Genomic DNA, 22,771 nt, shown 5'->3' on the forward strand with positions numbered 1-22,771 from the left:
GCAACCAGAACAACCCTGGCGGGTTGTTGGTTGGGAACCACATAGTGGACGCAAGCAGCATGATCACAACACCCTGTACGTTGGGAAACCGTTTGAAGTCGTGTTTCCCCAGGTGTTGGTGTGGTGTAAGTTATCGGCCTATTAGTACCGGTCAGCTTCACGGGTCTTTAGTCCCCGCTTCCACATCCGGCCTATCAACCCAGTGGTCTGGCTGGGGGCCTCTCACACACAAGGTGTATGGAAATCTCATCTCGAAGCAGGCTTCCCGCTTAGATGCTTTCAGCGGTTATCCCATCCGAACGTAGCTAATCAGCGATGCACTTGGCAGTACAACTGACACACCAGAGGTTCGTCCGTCCCGGTCCTCTCGTACTAAGGACAGCCCTTCTCAAATTTCCTGCGCGCGCAGCGGATAGGGACCGAACTGTCTCACGACGTTCTAAACCCAGCTCGCGTACCGCTTTAATGGGCGAACAGCCCAACCCTTGGGACCTACTCCAGCCCCAGGATGCGACGAGCCGACATCGAGGTGCCAAACCATGCCGTCGATATGGACTCTTGGGCAAGATCAGCCTGTTATCCCCGAGGTACCTTTTATCCGTTGAGCGACGGCCATTCCACAATGTACCGCCGGATCACTAGTCCCGACTTTCGTCCCTGCTTGAGATGTCTCTCTCACAGTCAAGCTCCCTTGTGCACTTACACTCGACACCTGATTGCCAACCAGGCTGAGGGAACCTTTGGGCGCCTCCGTTACTCTTTAGGAGGCAACCGCCCCAGTTAAACTACCCATCAGGCACTGTCCCTGACCCGGATTACGGGCCGAAGTTAGATATCCAGTATGACCAGAGTGGTATTTCAACGATGACTCCACCCGAACTGGCGTCCGGGTCTCACAGTCTCCCACCTATCCTACACAAGCCACACCGAACACCAATACCAAACTATAGTAAAGGTCTCGGGGTCTTTCCGTCCTGCTGCGCGTAACGAGCATCTTTACTCGTACTGCAATTTCGCCGAGTTTATGGTTGAGACAGCGGGGAAGTCGTTACTCCATTCGTGCAGGTCGGAACTTACCCGACAAGGAATTTCGCTACCTTAGGATGGTTATAGTTACCACCGCCGTTTACTGGGGCTTAAATTCCCAGCTTCGCCCTTGCCGTAAGGGCTAACCGGTCCTCTTAACCTTCCAGCACCGGGCAGGAGTCAGTCCGTATACATCGTCTTGCGACTTCGCACGGACCTGTGTTTTTAGTAAACAGTCGCTTCCCCCTGGTCTCTGCGGCCCACACCCGCTCCGGAAAGCAAGTTTCCATCACGGGGCAGGCCCCCCTTCTCCCGAAGTTACGGGGGCATTTTGCCGAGTTCCTTAACCATAATTCTCTCGATCGCCTTAGTATTCTCTACCTGATCACCTGTGTCGGTTTGGGGTACGGGCGGCTAAAACCTCGCGCCGATGCTTTTCTAGGCAGCATAGGATCACCGGATTCCCCCATACGGGGGTCCCATCAGATCTCAGGTGCGTCATCAAAGACACAGTGACGGATTTGCCAATCACTGACCCTACATCCTTAGACCAGGACAACCATCGCCCGGCCCGGCTACCTTCCTGCGTCACACCTGTTAATACGCTTACCTCCCAGGTTACGGTCCCGCGCTCCACCAAAACCCGGAACACCACAAGGGTGCACGGGCAGGTTTCGGGCGGTTAGTATCCCCCGCTTGGTATGGGCGGTTTTTCGCCGGTACGGGAATATCAACCCGTTGTCCATCGACTACGCCTGTCGGCCTCGCCTTAGGTCCCGACTTACCCAGGGCAGATTAGCTTGACCCTGGAACCCTTGATCATTCGGCGGACGGGTTTCTCACCCGTCTTTCGCTACTCATGCCTGCATTCTCACTCGTGTAGGCTCCACCACTGGTTTACACCGCAGCTTCACTGCCCACACGACGCTCCCCTACCACTCCAGACGGCTGAACCACGAAGGCTTACCAATAATCTGAAATCCACAACTTCGGCGGTGTACTTGAGCCCCGCTACATTGTCGGCGCGGAATCACTTGACCAGTGAGCTATTACGCACTCTTTCAAGGGTGGCTGCTTCTAAGCCAACCTCCTGGTTGTCTGGGCAACTCCACATCCTTTCCCACTTAGCACACGCTTAGGGGCCTTAGTTGGTGGTCTGGGCTGTTTCCCTCTCGACTATGAAGCTTATCCCCCACAGTCTCACTGCTGCGCTCTCACTTACCGGCATTCGGAGTTTGGCTGACGTCAGTAACCTTGTAGGGCCCATCGGCCATCCAGTAGCTCTACCTCCGGCAAGAAACACGCAACGCTGCACCTAAATGCATTTCGGGGAGAACCAGCTATCACGGAGTTTGATTGGCCTTTCACCCCTACCCACAGCTCATCCCCTCCATTTTCAACTGAAGTGGGTTCGGTCCTCCACGACGTCTTACCGTCGCTTCAACCTGGCCATGGGTAGATCACTCCGCTTCGGGTCTAGATCACGCCACTCACTCGCCCTATTCAGACTCGCTTTCGCTACGGCTTCCCCACACGGGTTAACCTCGCGACGTAACACTAACTCGCAGGCTCATTCTTCAAAAGGCACGCTGTCACAGCAACAAGGCTGCTCCAACGGTTTGTAGGCACACGGTTTCAGGTACTATTTCACTCCCCTCCCGGGGTACTTTTCACCTTTCCCTCACGGTACTTGTCCGCTATCGGTCATCAGGGAGTATTTAGGCTTACCAGGTGGTCCTGGCAGATTCGCACGGGATTTCTCGGGCCCCGTGCTACTTGGGATCCTCTCCAAGCGGCAGCATACATTCCGGTTACGGGGCTAACACCCTCTACGGCCTGGCTTTCAAACCAGTTCACCTATGCACCTGCACTCACTTCACCAGTCCGGCAGAACTGATACGGAAAGTCCCGCAACCCCAGTGATGCAACGCCCGCCGGCTATCACACACCACTGGTTTAGCCTCTTCCGCGTTCGCTCGCCACTACTAACGGAATCACTGTTGTTTTCTCTTCCTGCGGGTACTGAGATGTTTCACTTCCCCGCGTTCCCTCCACGCACCCTATGTGTTCAGATGCGGGTCACCCGGTCACTCGCGCGCCGGGCGGGGTTTCCCCATTCGGACATCCTGGGATCAACGCTCGGTTATCAACTCCCCCAGGCTTATCGCAGATTCCTACGTCCTTCTTCGGCTCCTGATGCCAAGGCATCCACCGTGTGCCCTTAAAAACTTGACCACAAAGATCAATAATTAATATCGCTATCGAGAAAACCACGGTTACCAGTACAAGACCGGTCACCAGGTTTTTCTGAAATTGCACTTAATAATTTTTAAGATGCTCGCGTCCACTATGTAGTTCTCAAACAACAACCCCGTCACACCCATCCACCAGACCAGGCACCCCGCAAGGGGAAACCCACAGCCCGGCATCCGGCATGCGCAGGAAAACCAGAAACAACAGATCCTGTTGCCTCAGGACCCAACAGTGTGCCAAACGATACCCACCGGGCAACCCGACCGGCCATGCTTTCCAACCCCCAGAAGGAGGCGTACTCACCAGCCGGACAGAACCCGGAAGAACCTATTTATTGATATTCCACCCTTGAGCACCCACCGGAGAACATATGTCTCCGACATGGGCATCTCCTGCAAAGCACACATCCAACACTGTGGAAGGACCTGCCACTTTGAGGTGCTCCTTAGAAAGGAGGTGATCCAGCCGCACCTTCCGGTACGGCTACCTTGTTACGACTTAGTCCCAATCGCCGGTCCCACCTTCGACGGCTCCCTCCCACAAGGGGTTAGGCCACCGGCTTCGGGTGTTACCAACTTTCGTGACTTGACGGGCGGTGTGTACAAGGCCCGGGAACGTATTCACCGCAGCGTTGCTGATCTGCGATTACTAGCGACTCCAACTTCATGAGGTCGAGTTGCAGACCTCAATCCGAACTGAGACCGGCTTTTTGGGATTAGCTCCACCTCACAGTATCGCAACCCTTTGTACCGGCCATTGTAGCATGCGTGAAGCCCAAGACATAAGGGGCATGATGATTTGACGTCGTCCCCACCTTCCTCCGAGTTGACCCCGGCAGTCTCCTATGAGTCCCCGCCATAACGCGCTGGCAACATAGAACGAGGGTTGCGCTCGTTGCGGGACTTAACCCAACATCTCACGACACGAGCTGACGACAACCATGCACCACCTGTAAACCGACCACAAGTGGGGGACCTGTTTCCAGGCCTTTCCGGTTCATGTCAAGCCTTGGTAAGGTTCTTCGCGTTGCATCGAATTAATCCGCATGCTCCGCCGCTTGTGCGGGCCCCCGTCAATTCCTTTGAGTTTTAGCCTTGCGGCCGTACTCCCCAGGCGGGGCACTTAATGCGTTAGCTACGGCGCGGAAAACGTGGAATGTCCCCCACACCTAGTGCCCAACGTTTACGGCATGGACTACCAGGGTATCTAATCCTGTTCGCTCCCCATGCTTTCGCTCCTCAGCGTCAGTTAATGCCCAGAGACCTGCCTTCGCCATCGGTGTTCCTCCTGATATCTGCGCATTTCACCGCTACACCAGGAATTCCAGTCTCCCCTACATCACTCTAGTCTGCCCGTACCCACTGCAGACCCGGGGTTGAGCCCCGGGCTTTCACAGCAGACGCGACAAACCGCCTACGAGCTCTTTACGCCCAATAATTCCGGATAACGCTTGCGCCCTACGTATTACCGCGGCTGCTGGCACGTAGTTAGCCGGCGCTTCTTCTGCAGGTACCGTCACTTTCGCTTCTTCCCTGCTGAAAGAGGTTTACAACCCGAAGGCCGTCATCCCTCACGCGGCGTCGCTGCATCAGGCTTCCGCCCATTGTGCAATATTCCCCACTGCTGCCTCCCGTAGGAGTCTGGGCCGTGTCTCAGTCCCAGTGTGGCCGGTCACCCTCTCAGGCCGGCTACCCGTCGTCGCCTTGGTGGGCCATTACCCCAACCAACAAGCTGATAGGCCGCGAGTCCATCCAAAACCGCATAAAGCTTTCCACCACCATGGCATGCGCCAGATGGTCGTATCCGGTATTAGACCCGGTTTCCCAGGCTTATCCCGAAGTTAAGGGCAGGTTACTCACGTGTTACTCACCCGTTCGCCACTAATCATTCTGTGCAAGCACAGAAGTCATCGTTCGACTTGCATGTGTTAAGCACGCCGCCAGCGTTCATCCTGAGCCAGGATCAAACTCTCCGTAAATGTGTTACAGACACACAACCGGAGCCAAGGAAAATTGGCTGCACAGTCATGCACTAAATTCGAAACCAGCTAAAAAAGCCATTCCAGCCCACGGGGTGGGCCGAACAGCCAGTTCAACCAATCAAAATAATTGGTATCAATAAACTTGGCACACTATTGAGTTCTCAAACAACAGTCGCATCCGGCCTACTCAGAAAAACCATTTCCGTTTCCGGCTGATTCTTTTTCTTTTCGCACCGCTGCGGTGTTTCATAATTCTATTTCATCGATCCGGTTTTAGCAATTCGGCGGATTTCCGTGGAAATCGTTTCGAACCGGTCAAACCATCACTCCGAACCACACGAAAGCGTCCGGATTATTTTCCGGCTGATTTGTGTGGGTTTTGTTTCCGTTCCGACCATTTCCGGTCGGTGGCAACTCGCTCTACTTTACACACCCCGGGCAGTTCCCGCAACCTGGCAGGAATGTGTTTCCCTGCACGGCTCCGGTTGCCCTGATGCGCGCTCCCCCGGTCCCGGGTTCACCGTTCTTCCGTGGAAGCGATAATCCATTTTAGGGAGTGCAGCGCCCCTCGATGCAAGTTCTGCAGCGGTGCCGGTGCTCACATGCCTCCCGCTCAGCCGGCAACGCGCAGATACTCCAGCTGTGCGGCGACTGAAAGCTCTGCTGCGCCCCTCACCGCTGCGGGTACATCCGCATAGACAGCGTCGGTGACTTCCTGCACGGAGGCATCGGCGCCAAGGTCCTCGAGCGCAGCCCGGATCTGGGCCAGGCGTTCATCCCGGTGGTCCCGGTACGTCAGGACGACGGACTCCAGGTTTTCGAGGTCGGCTCCGTGCGCCGGCAGGACTGCAGCCGGGCCCAGCGTGCCCAGCTTCTCCAGGCTGGCCATAAAGTCCTGCAGGGTACCGTCCGGGTAATCCAGCACAGTGGTGCCGCGTCCCAGGATGGTGTCCCCTGTCAGGACGGAACCGTTGGTGCCGTCTTCCGGAAGGAAGAAGCACACCGAGTCGGAAGTGTGTCCGGGTGTAGCAAGGACCTGGATCCTGGTACCGCCGGCCTGAATTGCCTCACCGTCGCGCAGCGGCTCGCCGCCGAAGCAGAACGCAGGGTCTGCCGCCCGCACCGGTGCGCCGGTCAGTTCATGGAACCGCTGGGCACCTGCGGTGTGGTCGGGATGCCGGTGCGTAATCAGCACCAGCTCAACGTCTCCGGATGCGGCCAGAGCCGAGAGGTGCAACTCATCCGCGGGTCCCGGGTCAACAACCACAGTGGATCCGCCCTCGACCGCCGCGATGATGTAGCTCTTGGTGCCGTCCAGGCTCATGGGCCCGGGGTTGTCGGCCAGCCGGTACCGGGCAAGCGGTGTGCTGCGCACGATTTCGCCCGGCGCCGGCTGAGCCGAAGCCGCCATCCTAGGCAAGCCGGGTCAGCCAGCCGCGGGTGTCCTCCACGGCGCCGGTCTGGATACCCAGGAGTTCCTGGCGGATGCTCATGGTCACGTCGCCTGCAACGGCCTCCGGGGAGCCGATGGTCTCCGTCTCGGACTTCAGTTCGCCCACGGGCGTGATGACTGCGGCAGTACCGCAGGCAAAGACCTCAGTGATTTCGCCGGAGGCAACGCCGTCGCGCCATTCATCGAGAGTGATCTTGCGTTCTTCGACCTGCAGGCCCCGGTCACGGCCGAGCTGCAGGACCGAGTCCCGGGTCACCCCGTGGAGGATGGTGCCCGAGAGCGCCGGGGTAACCAGCCGGCCGTCCTTGAACACGAAGAACACGTTCATGCCGCCGAGCTCTTCAACTGCGTTGTCGTTGAATTCGTCCAGGAAGAGCACCTGCTTGCAGCCGTGGGCCTCGCCTTCCATCTGGGCGATCAGCGATGCCGCATAGTTGCCGCCGCACTTGGCTTCGCCGGTTCCGCCGCGGCCGGCGCGGGCGTACTTGGTGGAAAGCCAGATCGAGACGGGCTTCAGCTCGCCGCCGAAGTAGTTTCCGGCAGGCGAGGCGATGACCCGGTACGACACCTCGCGTGCGGGGCGGACGCCCAGGAAGGGTTCCGTGGCGATCATGAAGGGGCGCAGGTACAGCGACTCCCCGTCACCGGAGGGAACCCATTCCCGGTCAACTGCGGCCAGCTGGCTGATGGACTCCAGGAACAGTTCCTCCGGCAGTTCCGGAAGGGCAAGGCGCCGGGCCGAAGCGTTCAGGCGTGCAGCGTTGGCCTCGGGGCGGAACGTCCAGATGGAACCGTCAGCGTGGCGGTAGGCCTTCAGCCCTTCGAAGATTTCCTGGCCGTAGTGCAGGACGGCTGCGGCCGGGTCCATGACGATGGGGCCGTACGGCTCAATGCGCGCGTTCTCCCAGGCACCAACGCCGGTATCATCCGCCCGGTAGTCAATGACGGCGGTGTGGTCCGTGAAGTGGTTTCCGAATCCCGGATCCGCCAGGACCGCTGAGCGCTCCTCTTCGGACTTGGGCTGGGCGGATAGCTTCTGGGTGAACTCCAGAGCGCTGACAGACATTATTCCTCCACGGTGAACGGCCGTGCCGTTCGACGTTCCTATTGATCGGGTCACTGTTGAGCTTATGACACAGCTGCGGCGATCGCATCGCCGATTTCCGCGGTGGTGCGCGTATTTCCTGCCCGGGACGCGACGTCGGACTCTACCGCCTGCTCCACCCGCTCGGCTTCGGCGTCGAACCCGAGGTGGTGCAGCATCAGGGCTGCGGAAAGGATGGCAGCGGTCGGATCGGCCTTCTGCTGGCCAGCAATGTCCGGGGCGGAGCCGTGGACCGGTTCGAACATGGACGGGAAGGTCCCCTCCATATTGATGTTGCCGGAGGCAGCCAGGCCGATTCCGCCGGTGACGGCGGCGGCGAGGTCGGTGATGATGTCACCGAACAGGTTATCCGTGACGATCACGTCGAACCGGGACGGGTTGGTGGTCAGGAAGATGGTGGCGGCGTCGACGTGGAGGTAGTCGGTCTCGACGTCCGGGAAGTCCGCCGCAACGGACTCGAAGGTGCGCTTCCAGAGGCTGCCCGCGTAGACCAGGACATTGTGCTTGTGTACCAGGGTGAGCTTCTTCCGCGGGCGTTCGCTGGCGCGCCGGAACGCGTCGCGCACCACGCGCTCGACGCCGTGGGCGGTATTCAGGGATACCTCAGTGGCAATTTCGTGTTCGGTTCCGGTGCGCAGGGATCCGCCGTTGCCGACGTAGGGACCCTCGGTGCCTTCACGGACCACGATGAAATCGATATCGCCGGGGTTGGCGAGCGGGCTGGCAACCCCCGGGTACAGCTTGGACGGGCGCAGGTTCACGAAGTGGTCGAGGCTGAACCGCAGCTTCAGCAGCATCTCGCGCTCAATCAGGCCGGAGGGCATCTGCGTGTCTCCGGGGGCAGCGCCGACCGCTCCGAAGAGGATCGCGTCGTGGCCCTTGAGCGCCTCGAGAGTTTCATCGGGAAGGGTTTCGCCCGTCCGGAGCCAGTGTTCGGCGCCGAGCTGGTACTCCGTCAGCTCGAACCGGGCGGGTCCGTCCTGCGTCACTGCCTTGAGGACCTTGACGGCCTCGGCAGTAACCTCAGGACCAATCCCGTCACCGGGAATGACGGCCAGGGAAATAACCTTCGACGCTTCTTCGCTCATACGCCAATTCTAGGAACTGCGTCCATATAGCGGTCAAGGCGTATCACATAATGAGACGCACGACGGCGTGACACCGTCCGCGCCGTCCGTCCAGGTGCGGTGCGCAACAGGGCGAGGCGGATGGGCTCGCACCGTTCCTGGTCGCAGGGGGCGGCCCCCGACTTCAACCCACGGCATGAGGCCAAGGCGCACCGGCACCCCCTAAAGTTGTTGTTCATGCTCCTGCACCAACGAATCTATGCCTGGATGCAGGCCAACCCGTTCAAAGTGGATCTGGCCGGTGCAGTTCTGGCCACCTTGGTTTTCGCCTTTCCGTTCCTGCTCGGCGGCTCCGGCTCGCTGGTCGAGTTTGCCCTCTCCGCAGCCATCACCATGCCTCTCGCCTGGCGGCGCACCCGCCCCGTGCCGGCAGCTGCCGTACAGGCCGCTGCGTGCCTGATCCAGCTCCCCGCGGTCCCGGTCACCGGGCTGTTTGCGGACATCTTCGTCCTGCCCATGGTGTACGCGCTGGCCGCCTACGCACCGCGCTGGGCCAGTCTGGCAGGCCTGCTGCTGGCCATGGTCGGCGGTGTGCTTTTTGTCCTCCAGTACTTCTTCCTGCCCTCGCTGCAGGGCGGCGCCCTGACCATGCAGCTGGGCGGGACAGCCATAGCGGTCTATCTGGTTGGCATCGTCTCCATCGAAGCGATCGTGCTGGTCTGCTGGACGCTGGGCGACCTGGCGCGCACCCGCCGCCTGGCCATGGAGTCCCTTCGCGACCGGGCCCGGCGCCTGGAAGTAGAGCGGCAGCAGGAACGGGACCTGGCAGCAGCGGACGAGCGCACACACATCGCCCGGGAAATGCACGACATCGTGGCGCACTCCCTCTCGGTGATCATCACGCAGGCCGACGGCGCCAGGTATGCGAGCGCAGCGAACCCGGACATCGCGGTCTCGACGCTGGGCACCATCGCCGAGACCGGGCGCGGTTCGCTCCGGGAGATGCGGCGCCTGCTGGGGGTCCTGCGGGGGGATGAGCATTCCTCCACCCGCCCGCTGCCTACCCTCGCGGACGTCGGTGATCTGGTGGAAGGCGTCAAGCGCGCCGGACTGGACGTACAGGTCAGGACGGCCGGTTCCATGCGCCGGGCGCTGCCGGCAGGCGCTGAGCTGACGGCCTACCGCGTGATGCAGGAATCCCTGACCAACGTGCTCAAGCATGCCGGCCCCCAGGCCCGGGCATGGATGGATCTCGAATGGACGCCCCGCGGCCTGGCACTGACAGTCCAGGACGACGGCCGCGGTGCCGGAGCCGACCAGTCCCCCGCAGCCGCTTCCAGCCTCCCTGATGGATTGGCCTCGCAGACCGCCGGCCCCGGACAGGGCATCAACGGAATGCGCGAGCGCCTGGCCCTCTACGATGGAACGTTGGAGGCCTCCCCCGTACCCGGAGGCGGCTTCCGCGTCGCCGCATTCATTCCCTACACGGAGGCTTGATACATGAGCACCCCCTCCCCCGGAGACGGGGAAGCAGTTCCTATTCGGGTCGCCCTGGTCGATGACCAGCAGTTGGTCCGCGGCGGCTTCAAGATGCTGGTCAACTCCCAGCCGGACCTCACCGTGGTGGCAGAAGCCGGGGACGGCGCAGAAGCCGTCCGGATCCTGGGACAGGTGAGCGCCGACGTCGTCCTGATGGATGTGCGCATGCCCGGGTTGAACGGGATCGAGGCCACCGAACGCATCCTGGAACGAAGCGGCCGGGGCGACGGTGAAACTCCGGTCAAGGTCGTCGTCCTGACAACCTTCGACCTGGACGAGTACGCCCTCTCCGCTATCCGGGCCGGTGCCAGCGGCTTCCTGCTGAAGGATGCCCCGCCGGAGGAACTGCTGGAGGCTATCCGGACTGTTTACCGCGGAGATGCGGTGATAGCGCCGTCGACCACCCGCCGCCTGCTGGACCATGTGGCACCCATGCTGCGCGAACCCACTCCCGAGGTCAGCCGGCACGCGGCAAGCGTGGAAACGCTGACTCCCCGCGAGCGCGAGGTGTTCACGCTCATTGCCGGCGGACTGTCCAATCCGGAAATTGCCGCCAAGCTGTTCCTTTCCGAAGCGACGGTCAAGACGCACGTCGGACACATCCTGGCGAAACTGGGAGCCAGGGACCGCGTGCAGGCTGTTGTTATCGCCTACGAGACCGGTATCGTCGCCCCATAACCCAGGAGGTGGCCCGTGGCTTCGGTGGACGACGTCCGTTTCTTCTGTCTGTCCCTGCCGGGCGTCTCTGAACGCCGGAGCTGGAACCAGCCGGCGTGGTTCGCCCGCACGCTAATGGCCAGGATGTGGGAAGACGGCGTGCTCACCGTCAAGACCGGGGAACGTGAGGCCCTGGCTGCGATGAACCCGGAAACCTACTACTGGACCCCGCACCACAACCGGTCCCCGCAGCTGATCCTGGCCCGGCTGGCGCACGTGGACAGGGACGAACTCCAGGAACTGCTGCTTGAGTCCTACCGGCTGGCGGGTTCCCTTCCACCCACGGGATGAGACTGCGGCTGGAATAACCCGCCCGTTCTCCGATGCGGGTGCATGACCGCGGGCCGTAGCGTTGCAGGCATGACAACCCTTACTGAGCATTCCGCTGTTCCCGGCCCCGGCAGCTCCACGGCTGCCGCCGCCGCGCTGGCGCTGAACAAGACCTACGGAAAAGGCGACACCGCCGTCCACGCGCTGCGCAACGTCGATGTGAGCTTTCAAACCGGGACCTTCACCGCCATCATGGGCCCCTCCGGCTCCGGCAAGTCCACGCTGATGCATTGCCTGGCCGGCCTGGACTCAGCTGACTCAGGCCAGATCTGGATTGGCGGCACGGAGATCACGTCCCTCAAGGACGCGGAGGTCACCCGCCTGCGCCGCGAGAGCGTCGGCTTTGTCTTCCAGTCCTTCAACCTGGTTCCCACGCTCACTGCCGAGCAGAACATCACCCTTCCCGTCGCCCTGGCCAATGGAAAAACGGATGCCGCCTGGCTGCAGGAAATCACCCGTACGCTCGGTCTCGAGGGCCGCCTCGCGCACCGGCCGCATGAGCTCTCCGGCGGCCAGCAGCAGCGCGTGGCCGTGGCGCGGGCCCTGCTGACCCGCCCGCACGTGGTGTTCGCGGACGAGCCCACCGGCAACCTCGATTCCCGCTCGGGTGCTGAGGTGCTTTCCCTGCTGCGCCGTTCCTCCCGTGAAATGGGACAGAGCATCATCATGGTGACCCACGATCCCGTGGCCGCATCCTATGCAGACCGCGTGGTCCTGATGAACGACGGCGAGCTGGTAGGCGAACTCTCCCAGCCCACACCGGAGAGCGTACTGGCAGCCCTCACCAAGCTGGGGGCGTAAGCCATGCTGCAGGTAGCCCTGGCGCAGGTGCGCCTGAACGCGCGCCGGTTCATCGCCGTCGCCGTGGCCGTGACGATCGCCGTCGGCTTCCTCACCGCCACATTGATCATCAACTCCTCCTCGAAAGCGTCCCTGACCCAGAGCGTTGGGCAGTCCTTTCGGAACGCAGACCTGGTGGTCTCCGCGAATTGGGACGAGGTAGCCGAATCGTTCCCCGTCCTGGACGACAGGATCGCAGACCTGGCCCGCAATACGGACGGAGTTGCTGATGCCTACGCGGTCCGGGATGCTTCGGTAAGCGTCCGTGACGGGAACGGTACCTCCTATGCGCAGCTGTCGAACATCCCGGCTGACGCTTCCCTGCTCCCGGTCGGCGTCGTGCAGGGCAGCTTGCCGGCACAGGCCGGTGACGTGGCGGTTGACCAGCAGACCGCCGACCGCCGGGGTATCACCCTCGGCTCGGTGCTGCCGGTGGCCGCAACCATGGATCCCGCGGAAGATGCCCCCGAAGCGGAACTGACTGTGACAGCACTGGTTGAGTCCTCCGTGGACCCGTCAATGACGGGGGCGGCACAGCTGTACGCAGTCGACACAACGGTCCTCGAGTACGCTGACGCCGAGCGCGGCTACAGCAGGATCCTGCTTGCCCTCGGCGACGACGCCTCCGGCGCTTCCGTACAATCCTCCCTCTCCGACGCACTTGCCGGTGCGGGCATCAGCTCCGTTTCGGTGCGGACCGTTGAGGAAGAAACCACCGAGCTTATGGCCGGCCTCACCGACGGCCAGGACAGCCTGACCGTTATCCTGCTTGCCTTCGCAGCGGTCGCCCTGCTGGTCTGCGCCCTGGTCGTTTCAAACACTTTCTCGGTGCTGGTGGCCCAGCGCACCCGCGAGCTGGCCCTGCTGAGGTGCATCGGCGCCGGCCGGTCACAGATCCGCCGTTCCGTGCTCGTCGAAGCACTGCTGGTGGGGATCGTGTCCTCCGTCGCCGGTGTGCTGGCGGCGGTGGCCCTGGTGGGCGGAATCGTCGCTTACCTGCAGACCCTTCCGGAAAGCGGTTTCGCTACCCTCTCCGTTCCGCCGTCGGCGGTTGCCGCAGGCTTCGCTGCCGGCGTCATCCTCACTGTCCTTGCTGCACTGGTGCCTGCCCGCGCTGCTACCGCCGTCGCTCCGCTGGCCGCCCTGCGCCCGGCCGAGGACGTCCGCGCCGGTACCCGCAGGGGACGCGTCCGGCTGGTTTCCGGGCTGCTGCTGATTGTGTCCGGCGCTGCGCTGCTGGCCTTGGGCGCCACCGACGGGGACCTGATCATCGCGCTTCCGGGCGGAATCCTCAGCTTCGTCGGAATCCTGATGTGCTCCACGCTTTTCATCCCGCCGCTGGTCCGCGCTGTTGGTTTCCTGGCCTCACCCTTGGGTGTTCCAGGCAAGCTGGCAGCCGTCAACGCAGTGCGGAACCCGCAGCGGACGTCCGCGACCGCCTCGGCCCTGCTGATCGGCGTCACGCTCGTAGTCATGATGATGACAGGTGCCGCCACCACCAGGAGTGCCTTCAACGACACACTCGCCGGCGAGTTCCCAGTGGACGTGACCGTCCGCGGAGCCATACCCGTTGAGTCGCCGTTCACCGGAAACGACGCGGCTGCCGCTGCCGCGGTGGAGAACGTGGAACAGGCAGCGTTCCTGCCGCTCGCCGGGCTGTTGGGCAGCGACGGGGAAGAAACCCCCGTCTATTCCCTTGATGCCGCTGACAGCTCCGTCCTGCTGGATGCCTCCATGGTCCCGGTGGACGGTGCCATCATGATGCCCCAGGGAACAGAGGCACAAACCGTCACAGTGCGGGGAGCCGCCGGGGACGTGGAATTGGACGTTGTGACTTCGTCGAGCCGTTCCTTCCCCGCCCTCGTCTCAGCCGAGACGGCCCGGGCGCTGGGCGGTGTGCCGGAGCAGCAGACACCGGAGCGCTTCCAGCCTCAGCCGCTGCTGTGGCTTGCCGTTGCCGATGGCCTGAACACCTCGCAGATCCTGGAACTCCAGTCGGCGCTTGCCGAGGCACTGAACATTGAGGAATACCAGATCATGGGTTCCGTCATCGAGCGGGCCGCCTACGAGCAGGTGATCGATGTCCTCCTCATGGTGGTCACGGGACTGCTGGGAGTCGCCGTCGTTATTGCCCTGGTGGGCGTGGCCAACACCCTTTCCCTCTCTGTGCTGGAGCGCACCCGGGAATCCTCCCTGCTGCGGGCCCTGGGACTGACTAAACGCCAGCTGCGCGGGATGCTGGCGCTGGAAGCCGTGCTGATCGCGGGTGTCGCCGCGTTGTTCGGGATCGGACTCGGCGCGGTGTACGGATGGCTGGGTGCCCAGTCCGCGCTTGGTGCCTTCGCCGATGTGGCTCCGGTCCTGCCCTGGGCACAGCTGGGCGGTGTGCTGGCGGTGGCCCTGGTGGCCGGACTGGGGGCCTCGCTGCTTCCGGCTCGCCGGGCAGCGCGCCTGTCCCCCGTGGCCGGACTGGCAGCAGACTAGCCGCATCTGCGGCAAGCGCGGGGCGGTGTCCATTGGACGCCGCCTCGCGTTTTGTCCGTTGGATCTGCAAAGATACAAAGCACACTGACAATCCCGGCGCCACGCCGGCGTACCGGAAGCAGAGAAGGAGCCGCAATGCCGCAGACAGCGACCGGGAGGACACCCCGTCACGAGTCACTGGCCGCCTACCTGGATGACCACCTTCTCGCCGCCGAAACCGGGGTCAGGCTTTTCAAGGCAGCCCGGAAGACGTGGGAGGGCACGGAGCACGAGTCGGTCTTTGCGCAGCTTGTCGAGCAGATCTCCGATGAGCGGGACGAGCTGGAAACGCTCATCCTGGCCCTTGGCTATCAGCGCAGCCAGATCAAGAAGGCCCTGGCATGGGTCGGGGCTGCCGTCGGCCGGACGGGCCCGATCAATCCGCTCAGCACAGGCAGGGGTCCCACCGGACAGCTGGAGCTGGAAACCCTGCAGGCGATCGTGCGTGCCAAGGAATGCCTGTACCGGACGCTGCTGGTGCTTTCGGCCCATGACCACCGGTTCCATGCCCCGCGGATCCGCGAGATGCTCGAGCTTGCCCAGCAGCAGCAGGATGCCGTGGCCAGGGTCATGGAGGAAACCGTTCCCGCCCGTTTCCTCACCTAGGCCCCCCGCCCAAAAAAACCATCGAGAGGCCAGTTACGGCCCGTTTGGACGTCCAAACGGGCCGTAACTGGCCTCTCGACGGTGCTGAAGGGGGTCGGCGGTGTTACTCCGCGGGTTCCTCGAACTTGGGGAAGATCGGTGCCGGCGCCGGAAGGGGCGTCCCGGCCACCAGCGGCGTGCCCAGGGCAGCGAACATGCGGGCGTCGCCCTCAGGCTGGCCCAGGACGTCGAGCAGCTTGCCGGCACTGCCCGGCATCACCGGCTGGATGAGGATGGCAACGATCCGCAGCACTTCAAGGGTCACGTAAAGCACGGTGTTCATGCGTTCGACGTCGGTCTTCCGCAGCACCCACGGCGCCTGCTCCGCGAAGTAGGCGTTGGTGTCGCCCAGAACCTTCCAAGTCGCCTCAAGGGCGCCGTGGAAGTCCTGTACGTCGTAGGCTTTACGGGAAGTTTCCAGCAGGCCGCGGGCAGCGGAGAGCAGCGCCTCGTCCTCGTCGGTGAAGTCCCCCGGCTGCGGGACAGCCGCGCCGCAGTTCTTGGCCACCATGGACAGCGACCGCTGGGCCAGGTTGCCCAGGTTGTTCGCAAGGTCGGAGTTCATCCGGCCCACCACGGCGTCGTGGCTGTAGGAGCCGTCGCCGCCGAAGGGCACCTCGCGCAGCAGGAAGAACCGCACGGAATCGAGTCCGTACTGGTCCGCCCATTCCTTGGGCGCCACCACGTTGCCCAGCGACTTGGACATCTTCACGCCCTTGTTGTGCAGGAAGCCGTGGATCATGACCCGCTTGGGCAGTTCAAGCCCTGCGGACATCAGGAAGGCCGGCCAGAAGATGGCGTGGAAGCGGGAGATGTCCTTGCCGATCACGTGGACGTCTGCCGGCCAGTACCTCTTGAAGGTTTCGCTCTCGGTATCGGGGAAGCCGACGCCGGTGAGGTAGTTGGTCAGGGCGTCCACCCACACATACATCACGTGGTCCGGGTTCCCCGGCACGGGAACGCCCCAGTCAAAGGTGGTGCGGGAGATCGAAAGGTCCTCCAGGCCTCCCTTCACGAAGCTAATCACTTCGTTGAAGCGGGAGCGCGGGGCGGCGAACTCCGGCTGGGATTCGTACAGGGCCAGGAGCTTGTCCTGGTAGTTGGAGAGGCGGAAGAAGTAGCTTTCCTCCTCCGTCCAGGTCACTTCGGTGTCCGTCTCCTTGGAGTAGCGGATCCCGTCTTCGCGGACTTCGGTTTCGTCTTCGCTGTAGTACGCCTCGTCGCGTACGGAGTACCAGCCGGAGTACTTGGAGAGGTAGATGTCCCCGTTCTCCTCCATCCGCTTCCAGATCGCCTGCGCAGCGGCGTAGTGATCGGCGTCGGTGGTGCGGATGAACCGGTCGTAGGAGGTCCCCATGTCCGCTTCCATCTGCTTGAAGGCGGCCGAGTTGCGGTCCGCGAGTTCCTTCGCGGTAATGCCTTCCTTATCCGCGGACTGCTGCATCTTCAGGCCATGCTCGTCTGTGCCCGTCATAAAGAACACGTCGAAGCCGTCGAGCCGCTTGAAGCGGGCCATGGCGTCGGTAGCGATGTGCTCGTAGGCGTGCCCGATGTGGGGTTCGCCGTTGGGGTAGGAGATAGCGGTGGTGATGTAGAACGGGGTCTTGGAATCGGAAGAAGTCACATAAGAAAATTACCCTGTTTCCGCAGTCCTTGTCGCTTTGTGCCCTCCGGGCCCAGGAGGCCCGGAGGCACAGGACTGTCCCGGTCAGTCGGTTCCGCCGTCCAGTACCGCACTAAGCACCGGACCGGTGGTAGCAAGTCCTGCCCGCACCAGCCCGATTCCGGCCGCAACGGACCCGGCCAGGAATGCCATGGAGACCGGAGCGAACAGCAGGGCCGCCCCCGTCAGGGGGAACAGCAGCGCCGCCGATACCGCAGCGGACCCGACGCTGACCAGGAGCACCGGCTGCATAACGGCTCCGATCCGCGCGGAGTCAATCACGTCCCTGGGCATGCCCATCCGGTCCAGGCTGCGGTACAGCTCTGCACGGTCCAGGACCGTTGCGGCCTGGTTGATGCCGGCCGAGCAGGCCACCATCAGGAATCCGGCGATGACGGTGATGAAGACACCTGTCATCACGTCCTGGAGCAGGAAGTCTTCCGGGCCCTCGGCCTGCGCGGTCTGCAGGAGGGCAGCGCCGGCTCCGACAATGACCGCTGTGAAGCAGACCATGGAGAGTGCACTGACCTGCCGCCAGGCGGCTTTGGGTGCGTCCAGCACAATGCGGGCGGCAAGCAGTGCCTGCGGTGTTTTGGCCCGCCGCAGCCGCCACTTGGCGGAACTGGCTACCAGCCAGGGACCGACCAGGTTCAGGACGGACATCCCGGCGGCGAACACACCGAAGATGATCACGATGCCTATGACGGGTCCGGCGCCGGGGATTATCAGGGCCAGGATGCAGACGCCGACGACCGCGGCTGCAATGCCTGCGCGTGACCAGTGGACCTTCTGTGCAGCGGAGCGGGTGCGAACTCCCAGTGGAGAAATCACTACCCGGCGCAGGCTGATAACGGAACTGACGACGGCGAGGATCACCACCGCTGCCACGGCCAGGGCTCCCGCAAGCGGATGCAGCCAGTAGGCCGAGCCGAGCGGAGCGCCGCGGAAATGGATGAGCGCAACGAACGGCGCAAGGACCAAGTAGCCGGCTACTCCCGCCACCGCTCCTGCAAATGCCTGAACAGCAGCCTCCACGACTGCCACCCGGCGCACCGTTTGGGCGGAGGCGCCGAGCAGCCGCAGGGTTGACAGATGCTCATCACGGCGCCGGGCGGAGAGCCGTGCTGCCGAACCTCCCAGGGTGAACAGTGGCAGCACCAGCAGGATGAGCGCGAAACTGGCCAGGAGCAGGTAGAAGTCGCCTTCCTCGTCTCCCCATTGCAGGAAGGACAAGGCGCCGGCAAGGACGGTAAGCAGCAGCGTGGTGACCACAGCGAAGGACGCCGCCGGCAGGACCCCAGCAGTCCGTCCGGATGTGCCGGGCCGGTTCAGCAGCCAGACAATGCGCAGCGGAACGTCCCACCCGGAGCTTGCAGCCCGGGCCACTATGGAAGGGGCGTACTGCGCACTCATCGCAGGATCCCGGCGGCGCCAGCGGTGTCAGCCACGATCCGGCCGTCAGCCAGGGTGATGGTCCGCCCGCACCAGGCAGCAACTGACGGATCATGGGTAACAACAACCAGCGTCTTGCCGGCGTTGACGGTTGACTCCAGCAGCACCTGCATAACCTCCGCGGAGGTACGCGAATCCAGCGCACCGGTAGGTTCATCGGCAAACAGGACCTGGGCGCCGCTGACCTGGGCGCGGGCAATGGCAACCCGCTGGGCCTGGCCGCCGGAAAGCTCACCGATCCGGCGCTGCTCCATGCCGGCCAGGCCAAGCCGTGCCAGCCAGGCCGCCGCTGAATCTTCAGCAGCGGCCCGCGGAACGCCGTTGAGCATCAGGGCCATCGCAACGTTCTCCCCGGCGGTCAGCTCTGGGATGAGCAGTCCCTGCTGGAACACAAAACCAAAGTCCCGGCGCCGCAGGAGCGAACGGCCGGCGTCGTCCAGGGTAGTGATATCCCCCTGCACGGAAGGGAGCCGGAGCAGCACCGAGCCGCTGTCCGGCAGGACAATCCCGGCCAGGCAGTGCAGCAGGGTGGTTTTGCCGGAGCCGGAGGCACCCATGACGGCCACCGACTCCCCCGCCCTGATCAAGGCTGATACCCCGTCAAGCGCAGTGGTGCTGCCGTAGGTTTTTCTCAGGTTGTGGGCGCTCAGGACAGGCGTATCTGCAATCATGCATCCAGTCTCCGCCGGCAGGCCCGGTCGGCGCGTCGGCTTCCGGCATGAACCCGGTTCCGGCGCCGTCGTACTGCGGGTGGAGGCCGGGATCCGCGGGGTACCTCCCCGGATGCACAGAAGGCCGGCCCCGCCGGGACCGGCCTTCCCCAACCCGCAGCAGGTTAGTCCTGCAGGTCCACTTCCCGTGCCACGGTTGCACCGATGGCGTCGCGGACGGACTCAAGTACGTCCTGCGGCACGGAGGAATCCACCGTCAGCAGCGACAGCGCCTGGCCGCCCTCGGAGTTGCGGGCCACCTGCATGCCGGCGATGTTGACGTCCGCTTCGCCCAGTATCCGGCCCAGGGCGCCGATGACGCCGGGACGGTCCTGGTAGATCAGCACCAGCAGGTGTTCGCTGATCGGGATTTCCAGGTCGTAGCCGTTGACGCCGACGAGCTTCTGGATCTGCTTCGGGCCGGTCAGCGTGCCGGAGACCTCCAGCTGGGTGCCGTCGGAGAGCGCGCCGCGGATGGTGAGCAGGTTGCGGTAATCATCGACATCGGGCGTGGTGATCAGGCGGACGGCGATGCCGCGCTGTTCGGCGAGCACCGGAGCGTTCACGTAGGAGACCTGCTCCGAGACGATGTCCGTGAAGATGCCCTTCAGCGCTGCCAGTTCCAGTGCCTTGACGTCCAGGGACGCGATCTCGCCGGCCACCTCGATGTCGATGGCGGTCACGGAGTCGGAGGACAGCGCAGTGAAGATCCGACCCAGCTTCTCGATCAGCGGGATACCCGGGCGGACGTCCTCGGCGATCACGCCGCCGGCGACGTTTACGGCGTCGGGCACCAGTTCGCCGGCAAGTGCCAGGCGGACCGACTTGGCGACCGAGATTCCGGCCTTCTCCTGGGCTTCGTCCGTGGAAGCGCCCAGGTGCGGGGTCACGATGACGTTGTCCAGTGCCATGAACGGCAGGTCGGTGCTGGGTTCCTTGACGAAGACGTCGACGCCGGCGCCGGCGATCTTGCCCTCGGTCAGGGCCGTGTACAGGGCCTCTTCATCCACGAGGCCGCCGCGGGCGACGTTGATGACGTAGGCGGTGTCCTTCATCTTCTCGAACGCTTCGGCGCCGAGCATGCCCAGGGTTTCGGGGGTCTTGGGCATGTGGATCGTGACGAAGTCCGACTGCTCCAGCAGCTCGTCCAGGGTGACCAGCTTGACGTTCAGCTGGGCGGCGCGGGCGGAGGTGATGTACGGGTCATACGCCAGGACCTCGGTGCCGAAGCCCTGCACGCGGGCGGCAACCAGGGCGCCGATGCGGCCCAGGCCGATGATGCCGACCTTCTTTTCGAACAGCTCGGTGCCGCTGTACTTCGAGCGCTTCCATTCCCCGCCCTTGAGGGCGCTGGAGGCCTGCGGAATGTGGCGGGCCAGGGAAAGGATGTGGCCTACGGTCAGTTCAGCGGCGGAAATGATGTTCGACGTCGGTGCGTTGACGACCATGACGCCGGCCTGCGTGGCCGAACGGATGTCAACGTTGTCCAGACCCACGCCGGCACGGGCAATGACCTTGAGTTTCTTGGCAGCCGCAATCGCTTCGGCGTCGACCTGGGTGGCTGAGCGCACCAGGATAGCGTCGACGTCCTCAATGGCGGACAGCAGCTGGGAACGGTCTGCTCCATCGGTCTGGCGGATCTCGAAATCGGGGCCGAGGGCCTCAACCGTGGCCGGGGAGAGTTCCTCCGCGAGGAGTACTACTGGTTTGGTGGCAGTCACCGATGACCTCTTTAGCTGTGTGTCGATGTGGTTTTGGGTATTTCACGCCGGAGGCCGGACCCTGTGCAGGGCCCGGCCTCCTTACCGAAACGGCTTGCTATTTAAGCGTAACGCCCGGGTTCGGACACGAATAATCCGTGTCTTTGTTACTGGCGCAACTAGCGCGCGACGTTGCCTTCGGTGTAGTCGTCGTCAGACTTGATCCATGAGAAGAGCTTGCGCAGTTCGCGGCCGGTGGCCTCGATCGGGTGGTCTTCACCCTTCTGGCGCAGTTCCTTGAACTCCGGAGCTCCGGCGTCCTGGTCATCGATGAAGCGCTTGGCGAAGGCACCGTTCTGGATGTCCGTGAGGACAGCCTTCATGTTTTCCTTCACCTCGGGGGTGATGACGCGCGGACCGGAGACGTAGTCGCCGTATTCGGCGGTGTCGGAAACGCTCCAGCGCTGCTTGGCGATGCCGCCCTCAACCATCAGGTCCACGATCAGCTTGAGCTCGTGCAGGACCTCGAAGTAGGCGACCTCCGGCTTGTAGCCGGCTTCGGTCAGGGTCTCGAAGCCGTACTGGATCAGCTGGGAAGCGCCGCCGCAGAGGACAGCCTGCTCGCCGAACAGGTCGGTTTCGGTCTCTTCGGTGAAGGTCGTCTCGATGACGCCGGCACGGGTGCCGCCAATCGCCTTGGCGTAGGAAAGCGCCAGGTCCTTGGCCTTGCCCGAGGCATCCTGCTCGACGGCGATCAGGTCGGGAACGCCGCGGCCTGCTTCGAACTCGCGGCGCACAATGTGGCCCGGGCCCTTGGGAGCAACCAGGGCGACGTCGACGTCGGCCGGGGGCTGGATGTAGCCGTAGCGAATGTTGAAGCCGTGGCCGAAGAAGAGGGCGTCGCCGGACTTCAGGTTCGGGGCGATCTCTTCGGCGTAGACGAAGCGCTGGACCTGGTCCGGCGTGAGGACCATGATCAGGTCCGCCTCGGCAACGGCATCGGCAACGCTGAGGACCTTCAGGCCTTCTGCTTCTGCCTTGGCGCGGGACTTGGAGCCTTCCTTGAGGCCAACGCGGACATCAACACCGGAATCGCGCAGGCTCAGGGCGTGTGCGTGGCCCTGGCTGCCGTAGCCGATGACGGCGACTTTGCGGCCCTGGATGATCGACAGGTCTGCGTCGTCGTCGTAATACATGTCAGTCACTGAAATATCTCCTGTTTGGGTTCTTGGATAAAGGTTTGTGGGTGGAACTAGGCGCTGCGCAGCGCGCGGTCGCTCATGGACTTCGCGCCGCGGCCAACGGCCAGGGTTCCGGATTGAACAATTTCGCGGATGCCAAAAGGCTCCAGCACTGACAAGAGTGCATTGAGCTTATCGGCGGTGCCTGTTGCTTCAACGATCAGGGAGTCTGTGGACACATCTACCACTGAAGCACGGAACAGCTCGGCTGCCTGGGTTACCTGCAGCCGGGTTGCGGCATCCGCGCGAACCTTGACCAAGATGTGGTCGCGTTGCACGGAAGACTCGGGAACCAGCTCGACGATTTTGATGACGTTGACGAGCTTGTTCAGTTGCTTGGTGACCTGCTCCAGCAGGTCACCCTCGGCTTCGACGACGACGGTAATGCGGGAAAGCCCCGCAACCTCCGACGGACCGACAGCCAAAGAATTAATATTGAACGCCCGGCGGGCGAACAGGGACGCGACCCGGGTCAGGACACCGGGAACGTCTTCAACCAGCACGGAAAGGGTGTGGCGTGCCATGT

The 22,771-nt window shown here is 63.0% G+C and carries 15 protein-coding genes and 2 rRNA genes; 6 read left to right on the forward strand and 11 right to left on the reverse strand.

The genetic code is table 11. The annotated features are described in order from the left end of the window. Positions 1 to 120: 120 nt before the first annotated feature. From NF551_RS10590 to NF551_RS10610, 5 genes are all read right to left on the reverse strand, one after another. Positions 121 to 3,261, reverse strand: a 23S ribosomal RNA gene (locus NF551_RS10590). 467 nt (positions 3,262 to 3,728) lie between these two features. After that, positions 3,729 to 5,257 (reverse strand): 16S ribosomal RNA (locus tag NF551_RS10595). Together the 16S and 23S rRNA genes form the textbook arrangement of a ribosomal RNA operon. Positions 5,258 to 5,873: 616 nt before the next feature. Further along, entirely contained in the window at positions 5,874 to 6,671 is a 798-nt protein-coding gene (locus NF551_RS10600; RefSeq protein ID WP_227894742.1) for an MBL fold metallo-hydrolase, read from the reverse strand. A gap of 1 nt (position 6,672) precedes the next feature. Next, positions 6,673 to 7,779: a branched-chain amino acid aminotransferase gene (locus NF551_RS10605; protein ID WP_227894741.1), complete on the reverse strand. Its 1,107-nt coding sequence runs from the start codon at positions 7,777 to 7,779 to the stop codon at positions 6,673 to 6,675. Between the two features lie 62 nt (positions 7,780 to 7,841). Beyond that, positions 7,842 to 8,906: a 3-isopropylmalate dehydrogenase gene (locus NF551_RS10610; protein ID WP_227894740.1), complete on the reverse strand. Its 1,065-nt coding sequence runs from the start codon at positions 8,904 to 8,906 to the stop codon at positions 7,842 to 7,844. Positions 8,907 to 9,122: 216 nt separating this feature from the next. Here NF551_RS10610 and NF551_RS10615 point away from each other — a divergent pair, with 216 nt between their 5' ends. From NF551_RS10615 to NF551_RS10640, 6 genes are all read left to right on the forward strand, one after another. Next, positions 9,123 to 10,382, forward strand: a complete 1,260-nt coding sequence (locus NF551_RS10615) for a sensor histidine kinase (protein WP_227894739.1) — start codon at positions 9,123 to 9,125, stop codon at positions 10,380 to 10,382. Positions 10,383 to 10,385: 3 nt separating this feature from the next. Next, positions 10,386 to 11,102: a response regulator gene (locus NF551_RS10620; protein ID WP_227894738.1), complete on the forward strand. Its 717-nt coding sequence runs from the start codon at positions 10,386 to 10,388 to the stop codon at positions 11,100 to 11,102. 15 nt (positions 11,103 to 11,117) lie between these two features. Beyond that, complete coding sequence (locus NF551_RS10625) at positions 11,118 to 11,432, forward strand: MmcQ/YjbR family DNA-binding protein (RefSeq protein ID WP_227894737.1); 315 nt, start codon at positions 11,118 to 11,120, stop codon at positions 11,430 to 11,432. A gap of 69 nt (positions 11,433 to 11,501) precedes the next feature. Continuing rightward, positions 11,502 to 12,272 carry an ABC transporter ATP-binding protein gene (locus tag NF551_RS10630; protein ID WP_227894736.1) on the forward strand — a complete coding sequence of 257 codons (771 nt, stop codon included), beginning with the start codon at positions 11,502 to 11,504 and terminating at the stop codon, positions 12,270 to 12,272. Between the two features lie 3 nt (positions 12,273 to 12,275). Then, positions 12,276 to 14,795, forward strand: coding sequence for an ABC transporter permease (locus NF551_RS10635; RefSeq protein ID WP_227894735.1), 2,520 nt, complete (start codon positions 12,276 to 12,278; stop codon positions 14,793 to 14,795). A 135-nt stretch (positions 14,796 to 14,930) separates the two neighbouring features. Further along, complete coding sequence (locus tag NF551_RS10640; RefSeq protein ID WP_227894734.1) at positions 14,931 to 15,440, forward strand: hypothetical protein; 510 nt, start codon at positions 14,931 to 14,933, stop codon at positions 15,438 to 15,440. Between the two features lie 103 nt (positions 15,441 to 15,543). Here NF551_RS10640 and metG read toward each other — a convergent pair whose 3' ends face one another. From metG to ilvN, 6 genes are all read right to left on the reverse strand, one after another. Continuing rightward, on the reverse strand, positions 15,544 to 17,103 hold the full coding sequence (gene metG, locus NF551_RS10645) for a methionine--tRNA ligase (RefSeq protein WP_227894733.1): 1,560 nt from the start codon (positions 17,101 to 17,103) through the stop codon (positions 15,544 to 15,546). A gap of 84 nt (positions 17,104 to 17,187) precedes the next feature. Beyond that, on the reverse strand, positions 17,188 to 18,555 hold the full coding sequence (locus NF551_RS10650; protein ID WP_227894732.1) for an FtsX-like permease family protein: 1,368 nt from the start codon (positions 18,553 to 18,555) through the stop codon (positions 17,188 to 17,190). After that, positions 18,552 to 19,265, reverse strand: a complete 714-nt coding sequence (locus tag NF551_RS10655; RefSeq protein WP_227894731.1) for an ABC transporter ATP-binding protein — start codon at positions 19,263 to 19,265, stop codon at positions 18,552 to 18,554. The genes NF551_RS10650 and NF551_RS10655 overlap by 4 nt, the downstream gene beginning before the upstream one ends. Before the next feature lie 164 nt (positions 19,266 to 19,429). After that, a complete protein-coding gene (gene serA, locus NF551_RS10660; protein ID WP_227894730.1) occupies positions 19,430 to 21,025 on the reverse strand; it encodes a phosphoglycerate dehydrogenase in 1,596 nt (531 codons plus the stop codon). 158 nt (positions 21,026 to 21,183) lie between these two features. Continuing rightward, positions 21,184 to 22,209, reverse strand: a complete 1,026-nt coding sequence (gene ilvC / locus NF551_RS10665; protein ID WP_227894729.1) for a ketol-acid reductoisomerase — start codon at positions 22,207 to 22,209, stop codon at positions 21,184 to 21,186. Positions 22,210 to 22,256: 47 nt separating this feature from the next. Further along, positions 22,257 to 22,769: an acetolactate synthase small subunit gene (gene ilvN, locus NF551_RS10670; protein ID WP_055239688.1), complete on the reverse strand. Its 513-nt coding sequence runs from the start codon at positions 22,767 to 22,769 to the stop codon at positions 22,257 to 22,259. Positions 22,770 to 22,771: the final 2 nt, after the last annotated feature.

The organism is Arthrobacter caoxuetaonis (genome assembly GCF_023921125.1).
GTDB lineage: Bacteria > Actinomycetota > Actinomycetes > Actinomycetales > Micrococcaceae > Arthrobacter_B > Arthrobacter_B caoxuetaonis.